Source organism: Neoalteromonas facilis (genome assembly GCF_002807665.1).
GTDB classification, from domain to species: Bacteria; Pseudomonadota; Gammaproteobacteria; order Enterobacterales; family Alteromonadaceae; genus Alteromonas_E; species Alteromonas_E facilis.
The window spans coordinates 335,678-354,386 of sequence record NZ_PEAY01000004.1; the positions used below are offsets into that span (position 1 = coordinate 335,678).

Annotated in this window: 11 protein-coding genes and 1 pseudogene; 10 read left to right on the forward strand and 2 right to left on the reverse strand. The window is 44.9% G+C overall.

From position 1 onward, the window contains the following. The first annotated feature begins 245 nt into the window (after positions 1 to 245). From rpoB to CSH93_RS13005, 7 genes and pseudogenes are all read left to right on the forward strand, one after another. Positions 246 to 4,271 (forward strand): DNA-directed RNA polymerase subunit beta, encoded by a 4,026-nt coding sequence (rpoB, locus tag CSH93_RS12975; protein ID WP_100644001.1) that lies wholly within the window; start codon positions 246 to 248, stop codon positions 4,269 to 4,271. Between the two features lie 100 nt (positions 4,272 to 4,371). Beyond that, positions 4,372 to 8,553, forward strand: a complete 4,182-nt coding sequence (gene rpoC / locus CSH93_RS12980; protein ID WP_100643687.1) for a DNA-directed RNA polymerase subunit beta' — start codon at positions 4,372 to 4,374, stop codon at positions 8,551 to 8,553. Positions 8,554 to 8,721: 168 nt separating this feature from the next. Continuing rightward, positions 8,722 to 9,096, forward strand: coding sequence for a 30S ribosomal protein S12 (rpsL, locus tag CSH93_RS12985; protein WP_100643688.1), 375 nt, complete (start codon positions 8,722 to 8,724; stop codon positions 9,094 to 9,096). Positions 9,097 to 9,167: 71 nt separating this feature from the next. Next, positions 9,168 to 9,638: a 30S ribosomal protein S7 gene (rpsG, locus tag CSH93_RS12990; protein ID WP_100643689.1), complete on the forward strand. Its 471-nt coding sequence runs from the start codon at positions 9,168 to 9,170 to the stop codon at positions 9,636 to 9,638. A gap of 24 nt (positions 9,639 to 9,662) precedes the next feature. Next, a complete protein-coding gene (fusA, locus tag CSH93_RS12995; protein ID WP_100643690.1) occupies positions 9,663 to 11,765 on the forward strand; it encodes an elongation factor G in 2,103 nt (700 codons plus the stop codon). 60 nt (positions 11,766 to 11,825) lie between these two features. After that, positions 11,826 to 12,923, forward strand: a pseudogene (gene tuf, locus CSH93_RS13000) (elongation factor Tu); the annotation flags it as partial. A gap of 61 nt (positions 12,924 to 12,984) precedes the next feature. Next, complete coding sequence (locus CSH93_RS13005) at positions 12,985 to 13,389, forward strand: EF-Tu C-terminal domain-related protein (protein WP_420807257.1); 405 nt, start codon at positions 12,985 to 12,987, stop codon at positions 13,387 to 13,389. Between the two features lie 445 nt (positions 13,390 to 13,834). Here the strand turns inward: CSH93_RS13005 and CSH93_RS13010 are convergent, their stop codons facing one another. Next, a complete protein-coding gene (locus tag CSH93_RS13010) occupies positions 13,835 to 14,449 on the reverse strand; it encodes a hypothetical protein (protein ID WP_100643691.1) in 615 nt (204 codons plus the stop codon). Then, positions 14,446 to 14,790 (reverse strand): PadR family transcriptional regulator, encoded by a 345-nt coding sequence (locus CSH93_RS13015; RefSeq protein ID WP_100643692.1) that lies wholly within the window; start codon positions 14,788 to 14,790, stop codon positions 14,446 to 14,448. The genes CSH93_RS13010 and CSH93_RS13015 overlap by 4 nt, the downstream gene beginning before the upstream one ends. Positions 14,791 to 15,052: 262 nt before the next feature. Here CSH93_RS13015 and CSH93_RS13020 point away from each other — a divergent pair, with 262 nt between their 5' ends. From CSH93_RS13020 to CSH93_RS13030, 3 genes are all read left to right on the forward strand, one after another. Then, the gene (locus tag CSH93_RS13020; RefSeq protein ID WP_100643693.1) at positions 15,053 to 16,474 is read left to right on the forward strand and encodes an alpha/beta hydrolase family protein; all 1,422 of its coding nucleotides are present in this window, start codon (positions 15,053 to 15,055) and stop codon (positions 16,472 to 16,474) included. A gap of 496 nt (positions 16,475 to 16,970) precedes the next feature. Then, on the forward strand, positions 16,971 to 17,432 hold the full coding sequence (locus tag CSH93_RS13025) for a type 2 periplasmic-binding domain-containing protein (protein WP_240615599.1): 462 nt from the start codon (positions 16,971 to 16,973) through the stop codon (positions 17,430 to 17,432). A gap of 31 nt (positions 17,433 to 17,463) precedes the next feature. After that, on the forward strand, positions 17,464 to 18,702 hold the full coding sequence (locus CSH93_RS13030; RefSeq protein WP_124748977.1) for a porin family protein: 1,239 nt from the start codon (positions 17,464 to 17,466) through the stop codon (positions 18,700 to 18,702). The last annotated feature ends 7 nt before the right edge of the window (positions 18,703 to 18,709 follow it).

Here is an 18,709-nt window from a genome sequence, read left to right on the forward strand (position 1 = left end):
TGGTGATTTATTGATCACCAGCCTTTTTGCGCTGTAGAGATTGATGTTTTTTTACCCTGAATTTCTCTACGATAAAGTGCATGGGAATCCCAAAAATAGATTAAAAAACCAACATCTTAGGTATCAATAGTTAAGAAAATTGGTGTAAGCTAGTGGGATTGCCCTAAATAGGGTACTAGAAGTTTGTTACAGCAGTGCGCACTGGTGTGGCAGGTCGGGTCAAAAATCAGCAGGCTGAGGGACCAATGGTTTACTCTTATAGCGAAAAGAAACGTATCCGTAAGGATTTTGGCAAACGCCCACAGGTATTGGAAATTCCATACCTTCTTTCAATCCAGCTTGATTCCTTTAAAAAGTTTATTGATATCGATCCTGATGGTCAATATGGCTTGGAAGCAGCATTTCGTTCCGTATTCCCCATAAAAAGTTATTCGGGTAGCTCAGAACTACAGTACGTGAGTTACCGGTTAGGTGAACCCGTGTTTGACGTTAAAGAATGTCAAATTCGTGGCGTAACCTACTCTGCACCGCTAAGAGTTAAACTTCGTTTAGTGTTGTTTGATAAAGAAGCAGCACCGGGCACGGTTAAAGATATTAAAGAGCAAGAAGTCTACATGGGCGAAATCCCATTGATGACTGAGAACGGCACTTTTGTTATCAACGGTACTGAACGTGTAATCGTATCGCAATTACACCGCTCACCAGGTGTGTTCTTTGATCATGACAAAGGTAAAACGCACAGCTCGGGTAAAGTTCTATATAACGCCCGTGTTATCCCTTACCGTGGTTCTTGGTTGGACTTCGAGTTTGATCCAAAAGATAACCTATTTGTACGTATAGACCGTCGTCGTAAATTGCCAGCAACTATCATTTTGCGTGCATTGGATATGACGACTGAGCAAATCCTAGAAGATTTCTTCGAGTCTGTACAAGTTCGCTTTGACGAAGAACGAGCGTTGATGGAAGTGGTGCCAGATCGCCTACGCGGTGAAACTGCACAGTTCGACATCATCGATGCGGATGGTAACGTTCTAGTTGAGACTGGCCGTCGTATTTCGGCGCGTCATACTCGTGCTCTAGAAAAAGCGAATATCACTGAATTAGAAGTACCGTTTGAGTACTTGATTGGTAAAGTGTACGCCCAAACGTACATTGACGAATCTACCGGTGAAGTCATCGTTAACGCTAACGATGAAGCAACGCTTGAAAACATGCAGGCGTTGAAAGCTGCGGGTATCAATGAATTCCAAACGTTGTATATCAATGAATTGGATCACGGTTCATATATCTCTGACACATTGCGTATTGATTCTACCGAGTCGCGTTTAGACGCGTTGGTAGAAATTTACCGCATGATGCGTCCTGGTGAGCCACCCACAAAAGATGCAGCAGAAACCTTATTTGACAACTTATTCTTCTCTGACGACCGTTATGACTTGTCATCGGTTGGTCGCATGAAGTTTAACCGTCGTTTAGGTCGCGAAGAACTTACAGGTTCAGGCACACTTCAGAACGAAGACATCATTGCGGTAATGAAGCAATTGATCACGATTCGTGACGGTAAAGATGACGTAGATGACATCGACCACTTAGGTAACCGTCGTATTCGTTCTGTTGGTGAAATGGCTGAAAACCAATTCCGTGTTGGTCTAGTGCGTGTTGAGCGTGCAGTTAAAGAGCGTTTAAGCCTAGGTGACCTTGATGCCGTTATGCCTCAAGACCTAATCAACGCGAAGCCTATTTCAGCTGCGGTTAAAGAATTCTTTGGCTCAAGCCAGTTGTCTCAGTTCATGGACCAAAACAACCCATTGTCAGAAGTAACGCACAAGCGTCGTATTTCTGCACTAGGTCCAGGTGGTTTGACACGTGAACGTGCGGGCTTCGAAGTACGTGACGTACACCCGACTCACTACGGTCGTGTATGTCCAATCGAAACACCTGAAGGTCCAAACATCGGTCTGATCAACAGCTTATCAAGCTTTGCTCGCACCAATGATTTCGGTTTCCTTGAAACACCTTATCGTCGCATTGTTGACGGTAAAGTGACGGATGATATTGATTACTTATCAGCTATCGAAGAAGGCCAATTTGCAATCGCACAGGCTAACGTTGAGCTGAAAGATGGTGAACTTGCGGAAGATTTGATCCCTTGTCGTCACCGTGGTGAAACGACCTTAATGCCGAAAGAAGACATTAAGTACATGGACGTTTCTCCACAGCAGATCGTATCTATCGCGGCAAGCATTATCCCATTCCTAGAGCACGATGACGCAAACCGTGCATTGATGGGATCGAACATGCAACGTCAGGCAGTTCCAACGCTACGTGCTGATAAGCCGTTGGTTGGTACTGGTATGGAGAAAACGGTAGCCGTTGACTCTGGTGTTACTGTTGTTGCTAAACGTGGTGGTGTAATCGACTACGTTGATGCGAGCCGTATTGTGGTTAAGGTTAATGAAGAAGAGATGGTTGCTGGTGAAGCTGGCATCGATATCTACAACTTGACTAAATACACACGTTCTAACCAGAACACGTGTATTAACCAGAAGCCAACATGTAACGTAGGTGACCCAATTGTAGCGGGTGATGTTCTTGCCGATGGTCCTTCAACAGACCTAGGTGAGCTAGCGCTTGGTCAAAACATGCGCATCGCGTTCATGCCTTGGAACGGTTACAACTTCGAGGATTCGATCCTTATTTCTGAGCGTGTAGCACAGGAAGACCGCTTTACGACTATCCATATTCAGGAACTTAGCTGTATCGCTCGTGATACTAAGCTTGGTCCAGAAGAAATCAGTTCAGATATCCCTAATGTGGGTGAGTCTGCATTGGGCAAATTGGATGAGTCTGGTGTTGTTTACATCGGTGCTGAAGTTAAAGGCGGTGACATCTTAGTTGGTAAAGTTACCCCTAAAGGTGAAACCCAGCTTACGCCAGAAGAAAAACTTCTAAGAGCTATCTTTGGTGAGAAAGCGTCTGACGTTAAGGATACTTCACTACGTGTACCAAACAGTGTTCACGGTACCGTTATTGATGTACAAGTCTTTACCCGTGATGGTGTAGAGAAAGACAAACGCGCCCTCGAAATCGAAGATATGCAGTTACGTCAGGTTAAGAAAGATTTGTCTGACGAATTCAATATCCTAGCTGACGGCATTTTTGCACGTGCACAGAACCTATTGCTTAAGAACGGTGTTGATCAAGCTAAGCTTGACAGCATGCCGCGTGAGAAATGGTTCGATATTCCGTTGAAAGACGAAGACGCGCAAAACGAGTTGGATCAAACTGCTGAGCAGTACACGGCGACTAAAGACGACTTCGATAAGAAGTTTGAAGCTAAGCGTCGTAAGATCACTCAAGGTGACGATCTAGCACCAGGTGTATTGAAGATTGTTAAAGTATATCTAGCCGTTAAACGTCATATCCAGCCAGGTGATAAAATGGCCGGACGTCACGGTAACAAAGGTGTTATCTCAACTATCCAACCGGTAGAAGATATGCCTTACGATGAAAACGGCACGCCGGTAGACATCGTATTGAACCCGCTAGGTGTACCATCGCGTATGAACATCGGTCAGATCCTTGAAACTCACTTGGGTATGGCTGCACACGGTATCGGTGCGAAGATTGATCGCATGATCAAAGAGCAAGAAGAAATGGCCAAACTACGTGCCTTCATTAAAGAGGTGTATGAGTTAGGTGATTCACATCAAGAGGTCGATATTGACAGCTTCTCTGATGATGAAATTAAGCGTCTTGCTGAGAACTTGCGTAAAGGTCTTCCAGTAGCGACACCTGTATTTGACGGTGCTCGTGAAGACGAAATCAAGCAAATGTTGAAACTTGCTGACTTGCCTGAAAGCGGTCAGATCACATTGTTTGACGGTCGTACCGGTCGAGCGTTTGAGCGTCCAGTAACAGTCGGTTACATGTATATGCTTAAACTGAACCACTTAGTTGATGACAAGATGCACGCCCGTTCTACTGGATCGTACAGCTTGGTTACTCAGCAACCATTGGGTGGTAAAGCACAATTCGGTGGTCAGCGCTTCGGTGAGATGGAAGTGTGGGCACTTGAAGCTTATGGTGCAGCTTATACGCTACAAGAGATGCTTACTGTTAAGTCAGATGACGTTAACGGTCGTACGAAGATGTATAAGAACATCGTTGATGGTGATCACAGAATGGAGCCAGGCATGCCTGAATCGTTCAACGTATTGTTGAAGGAAATCCGTTCACTCGGTATCAATATCGAGCTAGAAGAGCGCTAATCAAGCCGTTAATTGGCCTTTCTGACTGAAAGGTATTTGTTTGAGTGAGGCCCGGTTCGCGAGCCGGGTCTATTAAGACTGACTCCGTTGGGAGAATACTGTGAAAGATTTACTTAAGTTTCTGAAGCAACAGAATAAGACAGAAGAATTCGATAATATTCGTATCGGTCTTGCGTCACCAGATATGATCCGTAGCTGGTCATTTGGTGAAGTTAAGAAGCCAGAAACCATTAACTACCGTACGTTCAAGCCAGAGCGTGATGGTCTGTTTTGTGCCCGCATTTTCGGCCCGGTAAAAGACTATGAGTGTTTGTGTGGTAAGTACAAGCGCCTTAAGCACCGTGGTGTAATCTGTGAAAAATGTGGTGTTGAAGTAACACTAACTAAAGTACGTCGTGAGCGTATGGGTCACATTGAGCTAGCTAGCCCAGTGGCACACATTTGGTTCCTTAAATCATTGCCGTCTCGTATCGGTTTGATGTTGGACATGACGCTACGTGATATCGAACGTGTACTTTACTTTGAAAGCTACGTAGTAACTGAGCCAGGTCTTACTGACCTAGAGCGCGGTCAATTACTAGGTGAAGAAGAATACTTAGACGCGTTAGAAGAGCACGGTGACGAGTTTGAAGCAAAAATGGGCGCGGAAGCGGTCTTTGAATTGCTGAAGCACCTTGACGTTGATGCTGACGTTGCAGCGATGCGTGAAGAGTTACCGAGCATTAACTCAGAAACTAAGCGTAAGAAGATCACTAAGCGTTTGAAACTATTGGAATCTTTCCAACAGTCGGGCAACGCTCCTGAGTGGATGATCATGACCGTATTGCCGGTACTTCCACCTGATCTTCGTCCATTGGTACCATTGGATGGCGGTCGTTTTGCGACCTCTGATCTAAACGATTTATATCGTCGCGTCATTAACCGTAACAACCGTTTGAAGCGCCTATTGGATCTTGCTGCACCAGATATCATCGTACGTAACGAAAAACGTATGTTGCAGGAAGCGGTAGACGCATTGCTAGATAATGGTCGTCGTGGTCGTGCGATTACCGGTTCTAATAAACGTCCATTGAAGTCTTTGGCAGACATGATCAAAGGTAAGCAAGGTCGTTTCCGTCAGAACTTATTGGGTAAACGTGTTGATTACTCAGGTCGTTCTGTAATCACTGTTGGTCCTACATTACGTCTTCACCAGTGTGGTCTTCCGAAGAAGATGGCATTGGAACTTTTCAAGCCGTTTATCTACGGTAAATTAGAAGGACGTGGATTAGCGACTACGATTAAAGCTGCTAAGAAGTTAGTTGAGCGCGAAGCACCAGAGGTTTGGGACGTTCTAGATGACGTTATCCGTGAACACCCTGTGTTACTTAACCGTGCACCAACACTTCACCGTTTGGGTATCCAAGCGTTTGAACCGACCCTTATCGAAGGTAAAGCGATTCAGCTACACCCACTAGTGTGTGCGGCCTACAACGCCGACTTCGACGGTGACCAAATGGCGGTTCACGTACCATTAACCATCGAAGCTCAATTAGAAGCTCGTGCGTTGATGATGTCGACAAATAACATTCTATCACCAGCAAACGGTGACCCTATCATCGTACCTTCACAGGACGTTGTATTGGGCTTGTATTACCTAACACGTGATAAAGTGAACGGCGTGGGTGAAGGTATGGTATTTACCTCACCTAACGAAGCTGAAAAGGCCTACCGTACAGGTAACGCTGAACTACATTCACGCGTAAAAGTACGTATCACTGAATACGACATCGCAGAAGATGGCAGCAAAACTAAGAAAGTAACCTTGACTGACACTACCGTTGGCCGAGCTATTTTCTCTTTGGTTCTACCAAAAGGTTTGCCGTTTGAAATCATCAACCAACCAATGGGTAAGAAGCAGATCTCTAACCTATTGAACGCGTGCTACCGTACGCTTGGTTTGAAAGACACGGTAATCGCAGCTGACCAAATCATGTATACCGGTTTCCACTACGCGATGATCGCGGGTGCGTCAGTTGGTATTGACGATATGGTTATCCCTGATGCGAAGAAAGACATCATTGATGCAGCTGAAGCTGAAGTAATCGAAATTCAGGAGCAGTTCCAGTCAGGTCTTGTTACCGCGGGTGAGCGTTACAACAAAGTTATCGATATCTGGTCAAACGCCAACGAAAAAGTTGCTAAGGCGATGATGGATAACTTGAAAACTGAGACCGTTAAAAACAAAGACGGCGAAGATGAAGAGCAAATCTCTTTCAACTCAGTATTCATGATGGCCGACTCGGGTGCTCGTGGTAGTGCCGCTCAGATTCGTCAGCTAGCGGGTATGCGTGGTCTTATGGCTAAGCCAGATGGCTCAATCATCGAAACGCCAATCACGGCGAACTTCCGTGAAGGTCTGAACGTTCTTCAGTACTTTATTTCGACGCACGGTGCGCGTAAAGGTCTAGCCGATACCGCATTGAAAACAGCTAACTCAGGATACTTGACGCGTCGTTTGGTTGACGTGGCACAGGATCTGGTTATCACTAACGTAGATTGTGGTACGTTCGAAGGCGTTAAAATGACACCTTTGATTGAAGGTGGTGACGTTGTTGAGCCGTTGCGCGAGCGTGTATTGGGTCGTGTCGTAGCAGAAGACGTGATGAAGCCTGGTACTGATGAAGTATTGGTTGAACGTAACGTCATGCTTGATGAGCAAATGGTAGACATGTTGGAAGCCAACAGTGTTGACCAAGTGATGGTACGTTCTGTAATCACCTGTGATAACGACTTCGGTGTTTGTGCGCAATGTTACGGTCGTGACCTTGCACGCGGACACATGGTTGGTCAAGGTGAGTCTGTGGGTGTTATCGCTGCTCAGTCAATCGGTGAGCCAGGTACACAGCTTACGATGCGTACGTTCCACATTGGTGGTGCGGCTTCGAGAGCATCAGCAGAAAACAGCGTACAAGTTAAAACTAGCGGTAGCATGAAGCTACACAACGCGAAGTTCGTACGTAACACTGACGATAAAGTAGTGATCGTGTCGCGTTCGACTGAAATCACGATTATCGACGATCAAGGCCGTGAAAAAGAGCGCTATAAAGTGCCTTACGGTGCAATCCTAAGCGTTGATGATGGTGCAAGCGTTGAAGCGGGCCAAATCGTAGCAAACTGGGATCCGCATAGTCACCCAATTATCGTTGAACGTGCGTCTAAGATTACGTTCTCTGATATCGATGACTCTAACACTGAGATGCAGCAAGACGAGCTTACAGGCTTGACGCGTATCGTTGTGAAAGATCTATCTAAGGTGAATGCGAAAGAGCCTAAGTTGATCCTTGAGTCTGACGAGGTTGGCCTACAAGAAATTCGCTTACCAAGCTTTACTACAATTGAAGCTGCTGAAGGCAAAGTTGCTAATGCGGGTGACGTGCTAGCACGTATTCCTCAGGAGTCTTCGAAAACTCGTGACATCACCGGTGGTCTTCCACGCGTAGCTGACTTGTTCGAAGCGCGTAAGCCGAAAGAGCCTGCAATCCTTGCTGAGGTAAGCGGTACTATCGGTTTCGGTAAAGAAACCAAAGGTAAGAAACGTCTTGTTATCACAGGTCCTAACGGCGAACACTATGAAGAGATGATTCCGAAGTGGCGTCAGCTTAACGTGTTTGAAGGGGAATCTGTTGAGAAAGGCGAAGTTATTGCTGACGGTCCTGAGTCTCCACATGACATCTTGCGTCTACGTGGTATCAGTGCAGTTGCTAACTACATTGTTAACGAAGTTCAAGAAGTTTACCGCCTACAGGGTGTAAAAATTAACGATAAGCACATCGAAGTGGTAATCCGTCAGATGTTGCGTAAGTGTATTATCACTGCACCAGGCGACAGCCAGTTCTTGGAAGGCGAGCAGCTTGAGGTTTCTCAAGTTAAGATCGCAAACCGTGAACTTGAGCGTCAGGGTAAACTAGCCGCACTGTATGAAACACAGTTGCTAGGTATTACTAAAGCTTCATTGTCTACAGAATCGTTTATTTCTGCGGCATCGTTCCAGGAAACAACGCGCGTATTGACAGAAGCGGCAGTACAAGGAAAAGAAGACGACCTACGTGGTTTGAAAGAGAACGTTATCGTTGGTCGTCTGATCCCAGCAGGTACCGGTTTCGCGTATCACCAAAAACGTGCTGCAGCTAAGCTTGCAAGCGTTGAGGAAACGTCTGTATCAGTGTCAGAAGCTGAAGCAGCGTTGACCGAAGCCCTAAATGCTGAAACATCAGATCAAGAAGCGGGTACTGAAGAGTAATCTAAACGTACCACTGTAATGCCAGCGAATTACGTTCGCTGGCTTGACAGTTCAATAATTGATCTTTAATATTCCGCGTCCCAAAAAATGGGCGCGGTTTTTTGTATAACCGTGAGCGACCTTAAACAGACGTTCAAGGTTTTTAGTTATTTAATCAGGAGCTAGTTAATGGCAACAGTTAACCAGTTAGTGCGTAAGCCACGCCAAAAGCCCGCTGCCAAGAGCAACGTAGCGGCTTTGCAAGCTTGCCCACAACGTCGTGGTGTATGTACTCGTGTATATACAACTACGCCTAAGAAGCCGAACTCAGCATTACGTAAAGTATGCCGTGTTCGTTTAACCAACGGATTTGAAGTTTCTTCTTATATCGGTGGTGAAGGTCACAACTTACAAGAGCACAGCGTTGTATTGATTCGCGGTGGTCGTGTTAAAGATCTACCAGGTGTTCGTTATCACACTGTTCGCGGTACTTTGGACTGTGCAGGTGTAAACGATCGTAAACAAGCCCGTTCTAAGTACGGCGCGAAAAGGCCTAAGTCTTAACGGTTCTCCGTTAGTAAGGCCAAACTGAAATTTGAGTTTTGGGTAATCCCTGAATTCCACGGAGAATTAAGATGCCAAGAAGAAGAGTCGTAGGTCAACGTAAGATCCTACCTGATCCTAAGTTCGGATCACAGCTACTAGCTAAGTTCATGAATGTCGTTATGCTCGACGGCAAGAAATCAACCGCTGAGAAAATCGTTTACGGTGCGCTCGATATTGTTGCTGAAAAAACCGGCAAGGCACACCTTGATGTATTTGAAGATGCACTAGACAACATCCGCCCAACTGTGGAAGTAAAATCACGCCGTGTGGGTGGTTCTACTTACCAAGTACCGGTAGAAGTTCGTCCAGTTCGTCGTAATGCATTAGGTATGCGTTGGATGGTAGAAGCTGCACGTAAGCGTGGTGAGAAGTCTATGGCGGCGCGTCTAGCAGCTGAAATGCTAGATGCATCAGAGAACAAAGGCTCTGCAGTGAAGAAGCGTGAAGACGTTCACCGCATGGCTGAAGCGAACAAAGCATTCGCTCACTACCGCTGGTAATCACGGTTTAATTGAGAGCGATTCATGGCGCGTAAAACACCCATTGAGCGATACCGTAATATCGGTATCGTTGCTCACGTTGATGCGGGTAAAACCACAACGACTGAGCGCGTATTGTTCTATACCGGCTTATCTCACAAAATTGGTGAGGTACATGACGGTGCTGCAACTATGGACTGGATGGAACAAGAGCAGGAGCGTGGTATCACTATCACGTCAGCTGCGACCACTTGTTTCTGGGCCGGTATGCAGCAGCAGTTCGAACAACATCGTATCAATATCATTGATACCCCAGGGCACGTAGACTTCACAATCGAAGTGGAGCGTTCATTGCGTGTACTTGATGGTGCTGTGGTGGTGTTTTGCGGTTCGTCAGGGGTAGAGCCTCAATCTGAAACCGTTTGGCGTCAAGCCAATAAATATTCTGTACCGCGTATGGTTTTCGTCAATAAGATGGACCGTGCCGGTGCAGACTTTAAGCGCGTTGTCGAACAAATTCGTAATCGACTCGGCGCGAATTGCGTACCGATCCAAATGAACATCGGTAGCGAAGAAAATTTCAAAGGCGTGATCGACCTGTTCAAGATGAAAGCCATTAATTGGAATGAAGCTGATCAGGGGATGACGTTTACTTATGATGAGATCCCAGCAGATTGTTTAGATGAAGCAGAACAATTGCGCACAGAAATGATCGAAGCTGCTGCAGAAGCGTCAGAAGAGCTTATGGACAAATACCTCGAAGGAGAGGAGTTGTCAGAGCAGGAAATCAAGCAAGGCCTTCGTATTCGTACCCTGAACAATGAAATTGTACTGGCGACCTGTGGATCTGCATTCAAAAACAAAGGCGTTCAAGCCGTTCTCGATGCGGTAGTAGAGTTTTTACCTGCACCGATCGATATTCCAGCAATTAATGGCGTACTGGACGATGGCAAAGACACGCCAGCTGAACGCCACGCTGATGACGATGAGCCATTCTCTGCATTGGCGTTTAAAATTGCGACAGACCCATTTGTGGGTACACTCACGTTCTTCCGTTGCTACTCGGGTGTTATCAAAACCGGCGATACGGTTTACAACCCAGTGAAAGGCAAACGTGAGCGTTTTGGTCGTATCGTGCAAATGCACGCAAAAGATCGTGAAGAATTAAAAGAAGTCCGTGCGGGTGATATCGCAGCGGCTATAGGTCTTAAGGACGTAACAACAGGTGATACATTGTGTGATCCGAACGAAGTGATCACCCTTGAACGTATGGAATTCCCTGAGCCTGTTATCTCGATTGCGGTAGAGCCAAAATCTACTGCTGACCAAGAAAAGATGGGTGTGGCACTAAGCAAACTAGCGGCAGAAGACCCGTCATTCAGAGTGCACACTGACGAAGAAACCGGCCAGACAATCATTTCTGGTATGGGTGAGTTACACCTAGACATCATCGTTGATCGCATGAAGCGTGAGTTCGGTGTTGTGTGCTCCGTCGGTAATCCGCAAGTGTCTTATCGTGAAACAATCCGCAAGTCTGTGGAAGTGGAAGGTAAGTTTGTTCGCCAATCTGGTGGTCGCGGTCAATTTGGTCATGTTTGGTTACGTCTTGAGCCACAGGAAGAAGGCGCAGGCTATACATTCGTGAACGAAATCGTTGGCGGTGTAATTCCAAAAGAATTTATTCCCTCTGTTGATAAAGGCGTCGAAGAACAGATGCGCAACGGGGTGGTAGCAGGATATCCGGTGCTAGATGTGAAGGTCACTTTATTCGATGGTTCTTACCATGATGTTGACTCTTCAGAAATGGCGTTTAAGATCGCTGGTTCAATGGGCTTCAAGAATGGAGCTGAACAGGCGGATCCGGTGTTACTTGAGCCGCTTATGAAGGTTGAAGTAACAACGCCGGAAGACTGGATGGGTGATGTTGTTGGCGATCTTAATCGTCGTCGCGGCATCATTGAAGGCATGGACGACGGTGTTGCTGGCGTGAAGATTGTTCGCGCGAAAGTGCCACTGTCAGAAATGTTTGGTTATGCGACGGACTTACGTTCTGCAACGCAAGGGCGAGCGTCGTATTCAATGGAGTTTTTCAATTACGCAGAGGCGCCTAATAATGTGGCCAAAGCGATTATTGAGGCGAGACTGTAACGGTTTAAAGGTTCGGTCCGGTCTATGTTGGGTCGGACTTTAATTTAGGAAGCGAGAAAAATGGCAAAAGAAAAGTTTGAACGTACGAAACCGCACGTTAACGTTGGTACAATCGGCCACGTTGACCACGGTAAAACTACGCTAACTGCAGCAATCACTACTGTACTAGCTAAAACTTATGGCGGTAGTGCACAAGCATTCGATCAAATCGATAACGCACCAGAAGAGCGTGAGCGTGGTATCACAATCGCGACTTCACACGTAGAGTATGACACTCCAACACGTCACTACGCACACGTAGACTGCCCAGGGCACGCTGACTATGTTAAAAACATGATCACTGGTGCTGCACAGATGGACGGCGCGATTTTGGTAGTAGCGGCGACAGACGGCCCTATGCCACAAACTCGTGAGCACATCCTATTAGGTCGTCAGGTAGGTGTACCTTACATCATCGTATTCATGAACAAATGTGACATGGTTGATGATGAAGAGCTTCTAGAGCTAGTAGAAATGGAAGTACGTGAATTGTTGTCTGAGTATGAATTCCCAGGTGATGACTTACCAGTAATCCAAGGTTCAGCTCTTAAAGCGCTAGAAGGCGATGCTGCGTGGGAAGCGAAGATTATCGAGCTAGGCGAAGCATTGGATTCATACATTCCAGAGCCAGAGCGTGCGATTGATAAGCCATTCATTTTGCCAATCGAAGACGTATTCTCAATCTCAGGCCGTGGTACTGTTGTAACAGGTCGTGTAGAGCAAGGTATCGTAAAAGTTGGTGAAGAAGTAGAAATCGTAGGTATCAAAGAGACTACGAAGACGACTTGTACTGGTGTAGAGATGTTCCGTAAGCTTCTAGACGAAGGCCGTGCAGGTGAGAACGTTGGTGTTCTACTACGTGGTACTAAGCGTGACGAAGTAGAGCGTGGCCAAGTATTGGCGAAGCCAGGTTCAATCACTCCACACACTAAGTTCGAAGCAGAAGTATACGTATTGTCTAAAGACGAAGGTGGCCGTCACACGCCATTCTTCAAAGGCTACCGTCCACAGTTCTACTTCCGTACAACTGACGTTACTGGTGCTGTTGAGTTGCCAGAAGGCGTAGAAATGGTAATGCCAGGCGACAACTTGAAGTTTGTTGTAGAGCTAATTGCACCAATNAGAAGTAGAAATCGTTGGTATCAAAGAGACGACGAAGACGACTTGTACTGGTGTAGAGATGTTCCGTAAGCTTCTAGACGAAGGCCGTGCAGGTGAGAACGTTGGTGTTCTACTACGTGGTACTAAGCGTGACGAAGTAGAGCGTGGCCAAGTATTGGCGAAGCCAGGTTCAATCACTCCACACACTAAGTTTGAAGCAGAAGTATACGTACTAAGCAAAGACGAAGGTGGCCGTCACACGCCATTCTTCAAAGGCTACCGTCCACAGTTCTACTTCCGTACAACTGACGTTACTGGTGCTGTTGAGTTGCCAGAAGGCGTAGAAATGGTAATGCCAGGCGACAACTTGAAGTTTGTTGTAGAGCTAATTGCACCAATCGCGATGGACGAAGGTTTACGCTTCGCAATCCGTGAAGGTGGCCGTACAGTAGGTGCGGGTGTTGTATCTAAGATTTTGGACTAATCGTTCATATCTAGAGAACACTAGAAATTGAAAAAGGCGCTCTTGTAGCGCCTTTTTTGTGTCTGTCGTTTAGCTTTAGCTCCTCGACGCTCGCCTTTTGCGCAAAGGTTCATCGCTAACTCCCATCCGTGGCACCGCGCCCTGCTTGGCGTCAAATACAATCGAATTGTTTTGATTGGGGACAGAATCATCGATTTGAACTGACTTGTAAGTTTACAGTTCTTTGGCTATTTGCATTCTGGAGTTGGAAGTGGCTATTACCCGGAAATAAGTAACTGCGTTGTTTTGTGCAAATGTTGGTAGGTCAGCAGCGAGCGAATTATAGTCGAGAACCCATCTTTGGCCGTAAACCGGACCTTGGGGGAATGGATTTTTCCAGCACAAAGGTCAGTAGATCAATGGCAAAATCCTTTGCACACTGAGAAGCCAATCTAATGAAATAGGGTTATTTCATTCTTGCAATAAAGTAACTTAAAACTTTGCTTAGCGCCCAGTAGGCAATTGTACTGCTCACGATACCCACTAAAGAGAACCAGCCTGGAAGCCATTGTGTGGCGCCAGGCTGTGCCGAAAATGACAATGAGACTTCCCCTGTCGGGTAGTACCAAATTCCAATATCAGGATCGGCAATATGCATCAACGACATAATGAAGATCATGATCACCCAAAAATACCCCATCCCTAAAACCAAAGTAGCCAATGCATGAACTAAACCCTTTTTAGCGCTGGATTGAAGCCCTTTTAAGATTGCGCCAGGATGACCTTTGGATGCTTTTTGGTAAAGCAAAATATCAGCAATCAAAGGTTCTAAATATTCGTCTGGTGAACCCAGATTTGAAATGGCATTGATAAGTCGAACCTCTTCGCTTTGACTATTCCGCAACTCAGTTTTATCAGCAGGACCTTTAATTAACGACTCATACAAATGGCTGAGGATTTCTAGCCGAATATCCGTTCTCTCTTCGAGAGGTAGTGACTTAAGCTTGTGAATTAACTCACGGTCAAAGTTATTCCACACTTTTTTCGCAGTTTCACTTTGAATCGGAAATACATTATTCATGATTGCATCACCAAATTTAAAATTGAGTTATGAGTTTGCGTCCATGTGTTCTTCATCTTCGTTAACGTTTCCAAGCCTAACGGAGTTATCTCGTAGTACTTTCTAGGCGAACCAACTTCAGCGGTTTGCCATTCTGAGGTCACCAGGCCATCTCTCTTTAAACGATTCAGCAATGGATACAATGTACCTTCGGCAACTTCAATTGAAGTGACTTCTTTTATTTGCACGGCCAACTCATAACCATAAGTACTGCCTTGCTGAAGTCTAAGTAGAATAATGAATTCCAGCAGCCCTTTTCGAAACTGCGGCACCCATCGCTCAATGATTTTGTCTGACTCCATAAACTTGAAGTCTCTTATGTCTTTATTTAAAAATACATAGTATAGCTACCCAGTACGCATTGCAATATCCACTTACACTTTTAAAAAATAACATGAAAAGTCTGTAACTGACTGTTTAATATGGCTTTGTTATTTGATTCAGGACTAAATACATACAAATTACATTATAACACTATGCATAGCATTGCTATGCTCTGATTTCCTATTTACACTTACCTAGCAATACAAGGTAAATGTCCAAATATAATGAAAGGTAAATGGGATGAATAGATTAATAATCAAGCAAGTGTGTTTCATATTCGTAATAGCGTTATTTAGTAAGATGTCTTTAGCCGCTGTTACCCTTGAAGATGTTAAAGGCTCATGGTTAGGCACTATGAATATACCTGATGGTCCTTCTCTTCGAATTGGAATTGAAGTATTCAAAAAGGCTGACAATCAATGGGGGGGCAATATTGCAAGCTTAGATCAGGGAGCTAGGTATATGCTAGTTTCAAGTGTAAACATCAAAAATGACGTGTTTACTCTGCAAATGGCAAATGCACCAATAAGTGTTGTGGGTAATGTTGTCAAAAATCAAAACTTCATTGCTACAAAGTTTCATCAGGGTGAAAGCGTATTTGAATTGAATTTGCAAAAAGTCAAAGAATTACCTGAGATTGAAAGAAGTCAGACACCTAAAGATACCAATGACTACATTCAGCAAGAGGTTGCGTATCAAAATAAACACGATGGTACTTGGCTATCGGGCACCCTGACAACTCCCAAAGGTACAAAAAGTCACCCTGGCATCGTCTTAGTTGCTGGCTCTGGCCCCAATCATAGAGACTCTTATCATGCAGGACACAGAACGTTCAAAGTGTTAGCAGACCACTTCACAAGACTTGGCTATGTTGTTTTGCGCTCTGACAAACGAGGCGTTTATAAATCAGCAGGGAATTTTGAGGATGCCAGTTTAAGTAACTTAGTACTCGATACTCAGGCAGCCGTGCGATTCCTAAAATCGCAAAACAGTGTAGACGCTAACAACATTATCCTCGTCGGTCATAGTGAGGGAAGTCTAGTGTCAATCATGGCAGCAGACAAAGAGCTAGTTCAGGGGGTTGTCTCTTTAGCGGGTCCAGGTATGTCTGTATTAGATATATTGCTACTCCAGGACCAGACCGAACCTAAGGCCAAAGGGGCAACAAAAGAAGAGACTGATGTATTGCTGCAATTCAGTCAGCGTTTTTACGCTATGGTATTAAGTACCCCCTCTGCTGCTGAGCGCAAAGAAAAGGCGATAGCGCTTTATGATAGCTTAACAGGCAAAGAGGCTGAGACTGTAGCTAAATGGGTCAATAAACAAAATGGAACACTCAGTATTGCTTCAGCAGAAAGTGACTCTTTCTACACATTTTTACAGCAAAACCCTATCCCATATTGGAACCAATATGCGGGTAAAGCATTGGTTCTAAATGGTAGCAAGGACTCCCAAGTGCCTGCGAATGAGAATGTCATGGGGATCGTTGACGCAGTGAATAGTGACAATGCTGATGTTGAAAGTCATATATTTACAGACTTGAATCATTTATTCCAACCAGCAACAACAGGCTCTACAGACGAATATAGACAAATTGAGACAACCATAGATGAACAGGTGTTGCTTGTAATTTCAAAATGGTTGCAACAAAACTTTAAATAATCTGCTGAGCTACAAAGCGAAAAAGTAGGCTCTCGCTAGAAGAAGGCGTACTTTATGGTCGCGTTTGCAATGACCGCTTTGAAGCGTTGAGCCGACTGCCAAAGCGGAGTTTCTGACTATAATTCGCTCATTGCTGAACCTAAGTTTACTTTTTGCCAACTTCCGGTTTACGTACATAGGGATCGTTCAACCACTGATTTCTGACGATCCGGAAATGGCACGAACAGTCAACTCAAAACTCGAATCCAACCAATACTACTTTTAGCCTCATGTCCACTATGAATTTTGAGAATATATAAAAGCAACTAAATAGTCCTGATGAATAACCTTTTTAATCGTGATAGTTCGCTTAACTATCTGTAAATATTAATTAAAAGTTGGTTTTGGGGGATGGCTTTACACTTAAGTCGAGAGGTGTGAAATTGGAAAAAATAGCCCCCTTAGTTTATTATTCACGGCATATAAAGTGCCACCTAAATCCTTACAGTTGATTATCATGAAGTCTGTTCTTACAGGGTTAAAAAAGCTTACTCACATATACTTATTAGCGTGTGTTGTGAGTCTTTGTTTGCTCGGTAAGGGGTACGGGTCTGATTTAGTGGTGGTAGTTAATAAAAATAGTGCGGTTGAAGAGCTTACAAAGAAAGAAGTTATTGATATCTATATGGGGCGTTATGTTAGCTTCCCAAATGGTGAGCCTGCAAAGCCAATAGATTTCCCCGCCAATTCAGAAATTAAGCAACGTTTTTACCAAATGCTCGTAAATCAAGATGAGCGTAAAATTAAATCTTACTGGTCGCGACTACTTTTTTCTGGGCGCGCTAAACCCCCAATTGAAACAGATTCTTCTGATGAAGTAGTGACATTGCTATCAACTGAGTATTCAGGGTTAGCGTATGTTGAACGAGAGCTTGTTACACCGGAGATGAGAATTGTTTATCAATTTCAACAGCAATAGCACGGTCCGGTTTTATGCAGTGACCGCTTTGATGCTCTGGGCTATTAGCCTAGCCTGTTTTGCCAGTGCCGCTCGCGCTGTGGATGTTTCTTTCAATGGATTCGCCACACTAGCTGCAACCTATGAAGATCATGATGAATTAAAATTTCGTAGTACGCTGATCCACGAGGTTCGTGATGGTTTTACATTGGCCGCAGATTCTATAGTAGGCGGTCAAGTTAACGTTGATTTTAATGAACATTGGGATGCGGTTGGTCAATTGGTTATACAAGATAGAGCTGACTCGACGTTAGAAAACTTTATCGACAAGGCGTTTTTACGTTACAAGTTTGATCGCAATTGGGCGCTAAGAGTCGGCAGGATGGACAGTAATTTCTTTATGTTATCCGACTACCGATCCGTTGGTTATGCTTACCTTTGGGCACGTCCTCCTGTCGATTTTTATTCAGCTTCCTCTATAGCCGCGAGTGTAGATGGCATTGATTTACAATATGCTATCGATATTTGGCAAGGTTATTTAAAAACAGCTTTATTTCTCGGGGAGTCAGAGGCGCGTCTTGATGGTGAAAGTGGCCGCTTGCGAGTTGACTTTGAACAGGCAATAGCACTGAGCATAGAGTTTCAAAAAGGTTCGTGGCAATTTAAAGCGACACATGCCATCGGAGAAACCAATGATTTCGAATATGCTGGTTTTGATAGTTTTGTTGCTTTGATAGAACAAGTACCGGTTGCCCTTTGGCCTGAAATCCCCTCGATTATTGATTCCTTTGAGCCCAATGGTGAACGAGCATCTTTCTCTGCACTGGGCATGAAGTTTGATAACTTTACTTGGCAAGTACAAGGCGAGGTCGCACACTACAATTCGGATTGGGTGTTGTTCCCAAGCGCCACCTTTGGATATCTATCTTTAGGATATTACATTGATAACTGGATCCCTTACGTGATGTATGCGGGTTATGAGCCCAAAGATCCGGCTACTCGCGTTGTCGCCCCAACACTCCCTGCGGGTTTACCACCAGAGGTCACCAGCGGAATAGTCACTTTAGCTGCAGTCGCTGATATATCAATTACCGATTCATACTCTGATCAGAATACGATTAGTGCTGGAGTGAGATGGGATTTCGCCGATGAATGGGCGTTGAAGTTTCAACTAGATCATATCCGTTTGGAGTCACCCGGAACAGGGTTGATGGGAAATGATGATCCAGCCTTAAAGGCAACACCTCATCGCATGAATGTTATACACTTAGGTGTATCGACTGTATTTTAGGCGTTAT

What these genes read in the sequence shown, in the direction of transcription:
- rpoB (WP_100644001.1), top strand. Translation starts at nt 246, where the DNA reads ATGGTTTACTCTTATAGCGAAAAGAAACGTATCCGTAAGGATTTTGGC.
- rpsL (WP_100643688.1), top strand. Translation starts at nt 8,722, where the DNA reads ATGGCAACAGTTAACCAGTTAGTGCGTAAGCCACGCCAAAAGCCCGCT.
- rpsG (WP_100643689.1), top strand. Translation starts at nt 9,168, where the DNA reads ATGCCAAGAAGAAGAGTCGTAGGTCAACGTAAGATCCTACCTGATCCT.
- fusA (WP_100643690.1), top strand. Translation starts at nt 9,663, where the DNA reads ATGGCGCGTAAAACACCCATTGAGCGATACCGTAATATCGGTATCGTT.
- CSH93_RS13005 (WP_420807257.1), top strand. Translation starts at nt 12,985, where the DNA reads ATGTTCCGTAAGCTTCTAGACGAAGGCCGTGCAGGTGAGAACGTTGGT.
- CSH93_RS13010 (WP_100643691.1), bottom strand. Translation starts at nt 14,449, where the DNA reads ATGAATAATGTATTTCCGATTCAAAGTGAAACTGCGAAAAAAGTGTGG.
- CSH93_RS13015 (WP_100643692.1), bottom strand. Translation starts at nt 14,790, where the DNA reads ATGGAGTCAGACAAAATCATTGAGCGATGGGTGCCGCAGTTTCGAAAA.
- CSH93_RS13020 (WP_100643693.1), top strand. Translation starts at nt 15,053, where the DNA reads ATGAATAGATTAATAATCAAGCAAGTGTGTTTCATATTCGTAATAGCG.
- CSH93_RS13025 (WP_240615599.1), top strand. Translation starts at nt 16,971, where the DNA reads ATGAAGTCTGTTCTTACAGGGTTAAAAAAGCTTACTCACATATACTTA.
- CSH93_RS13030 (WP_124748977.1), top strand. Translation starts at nt 17,464, where the DNA reads ATGCTCTGGGCTATTAGCCTAGCCTGTTTTGCCAGTGCCGCTCGCGCT.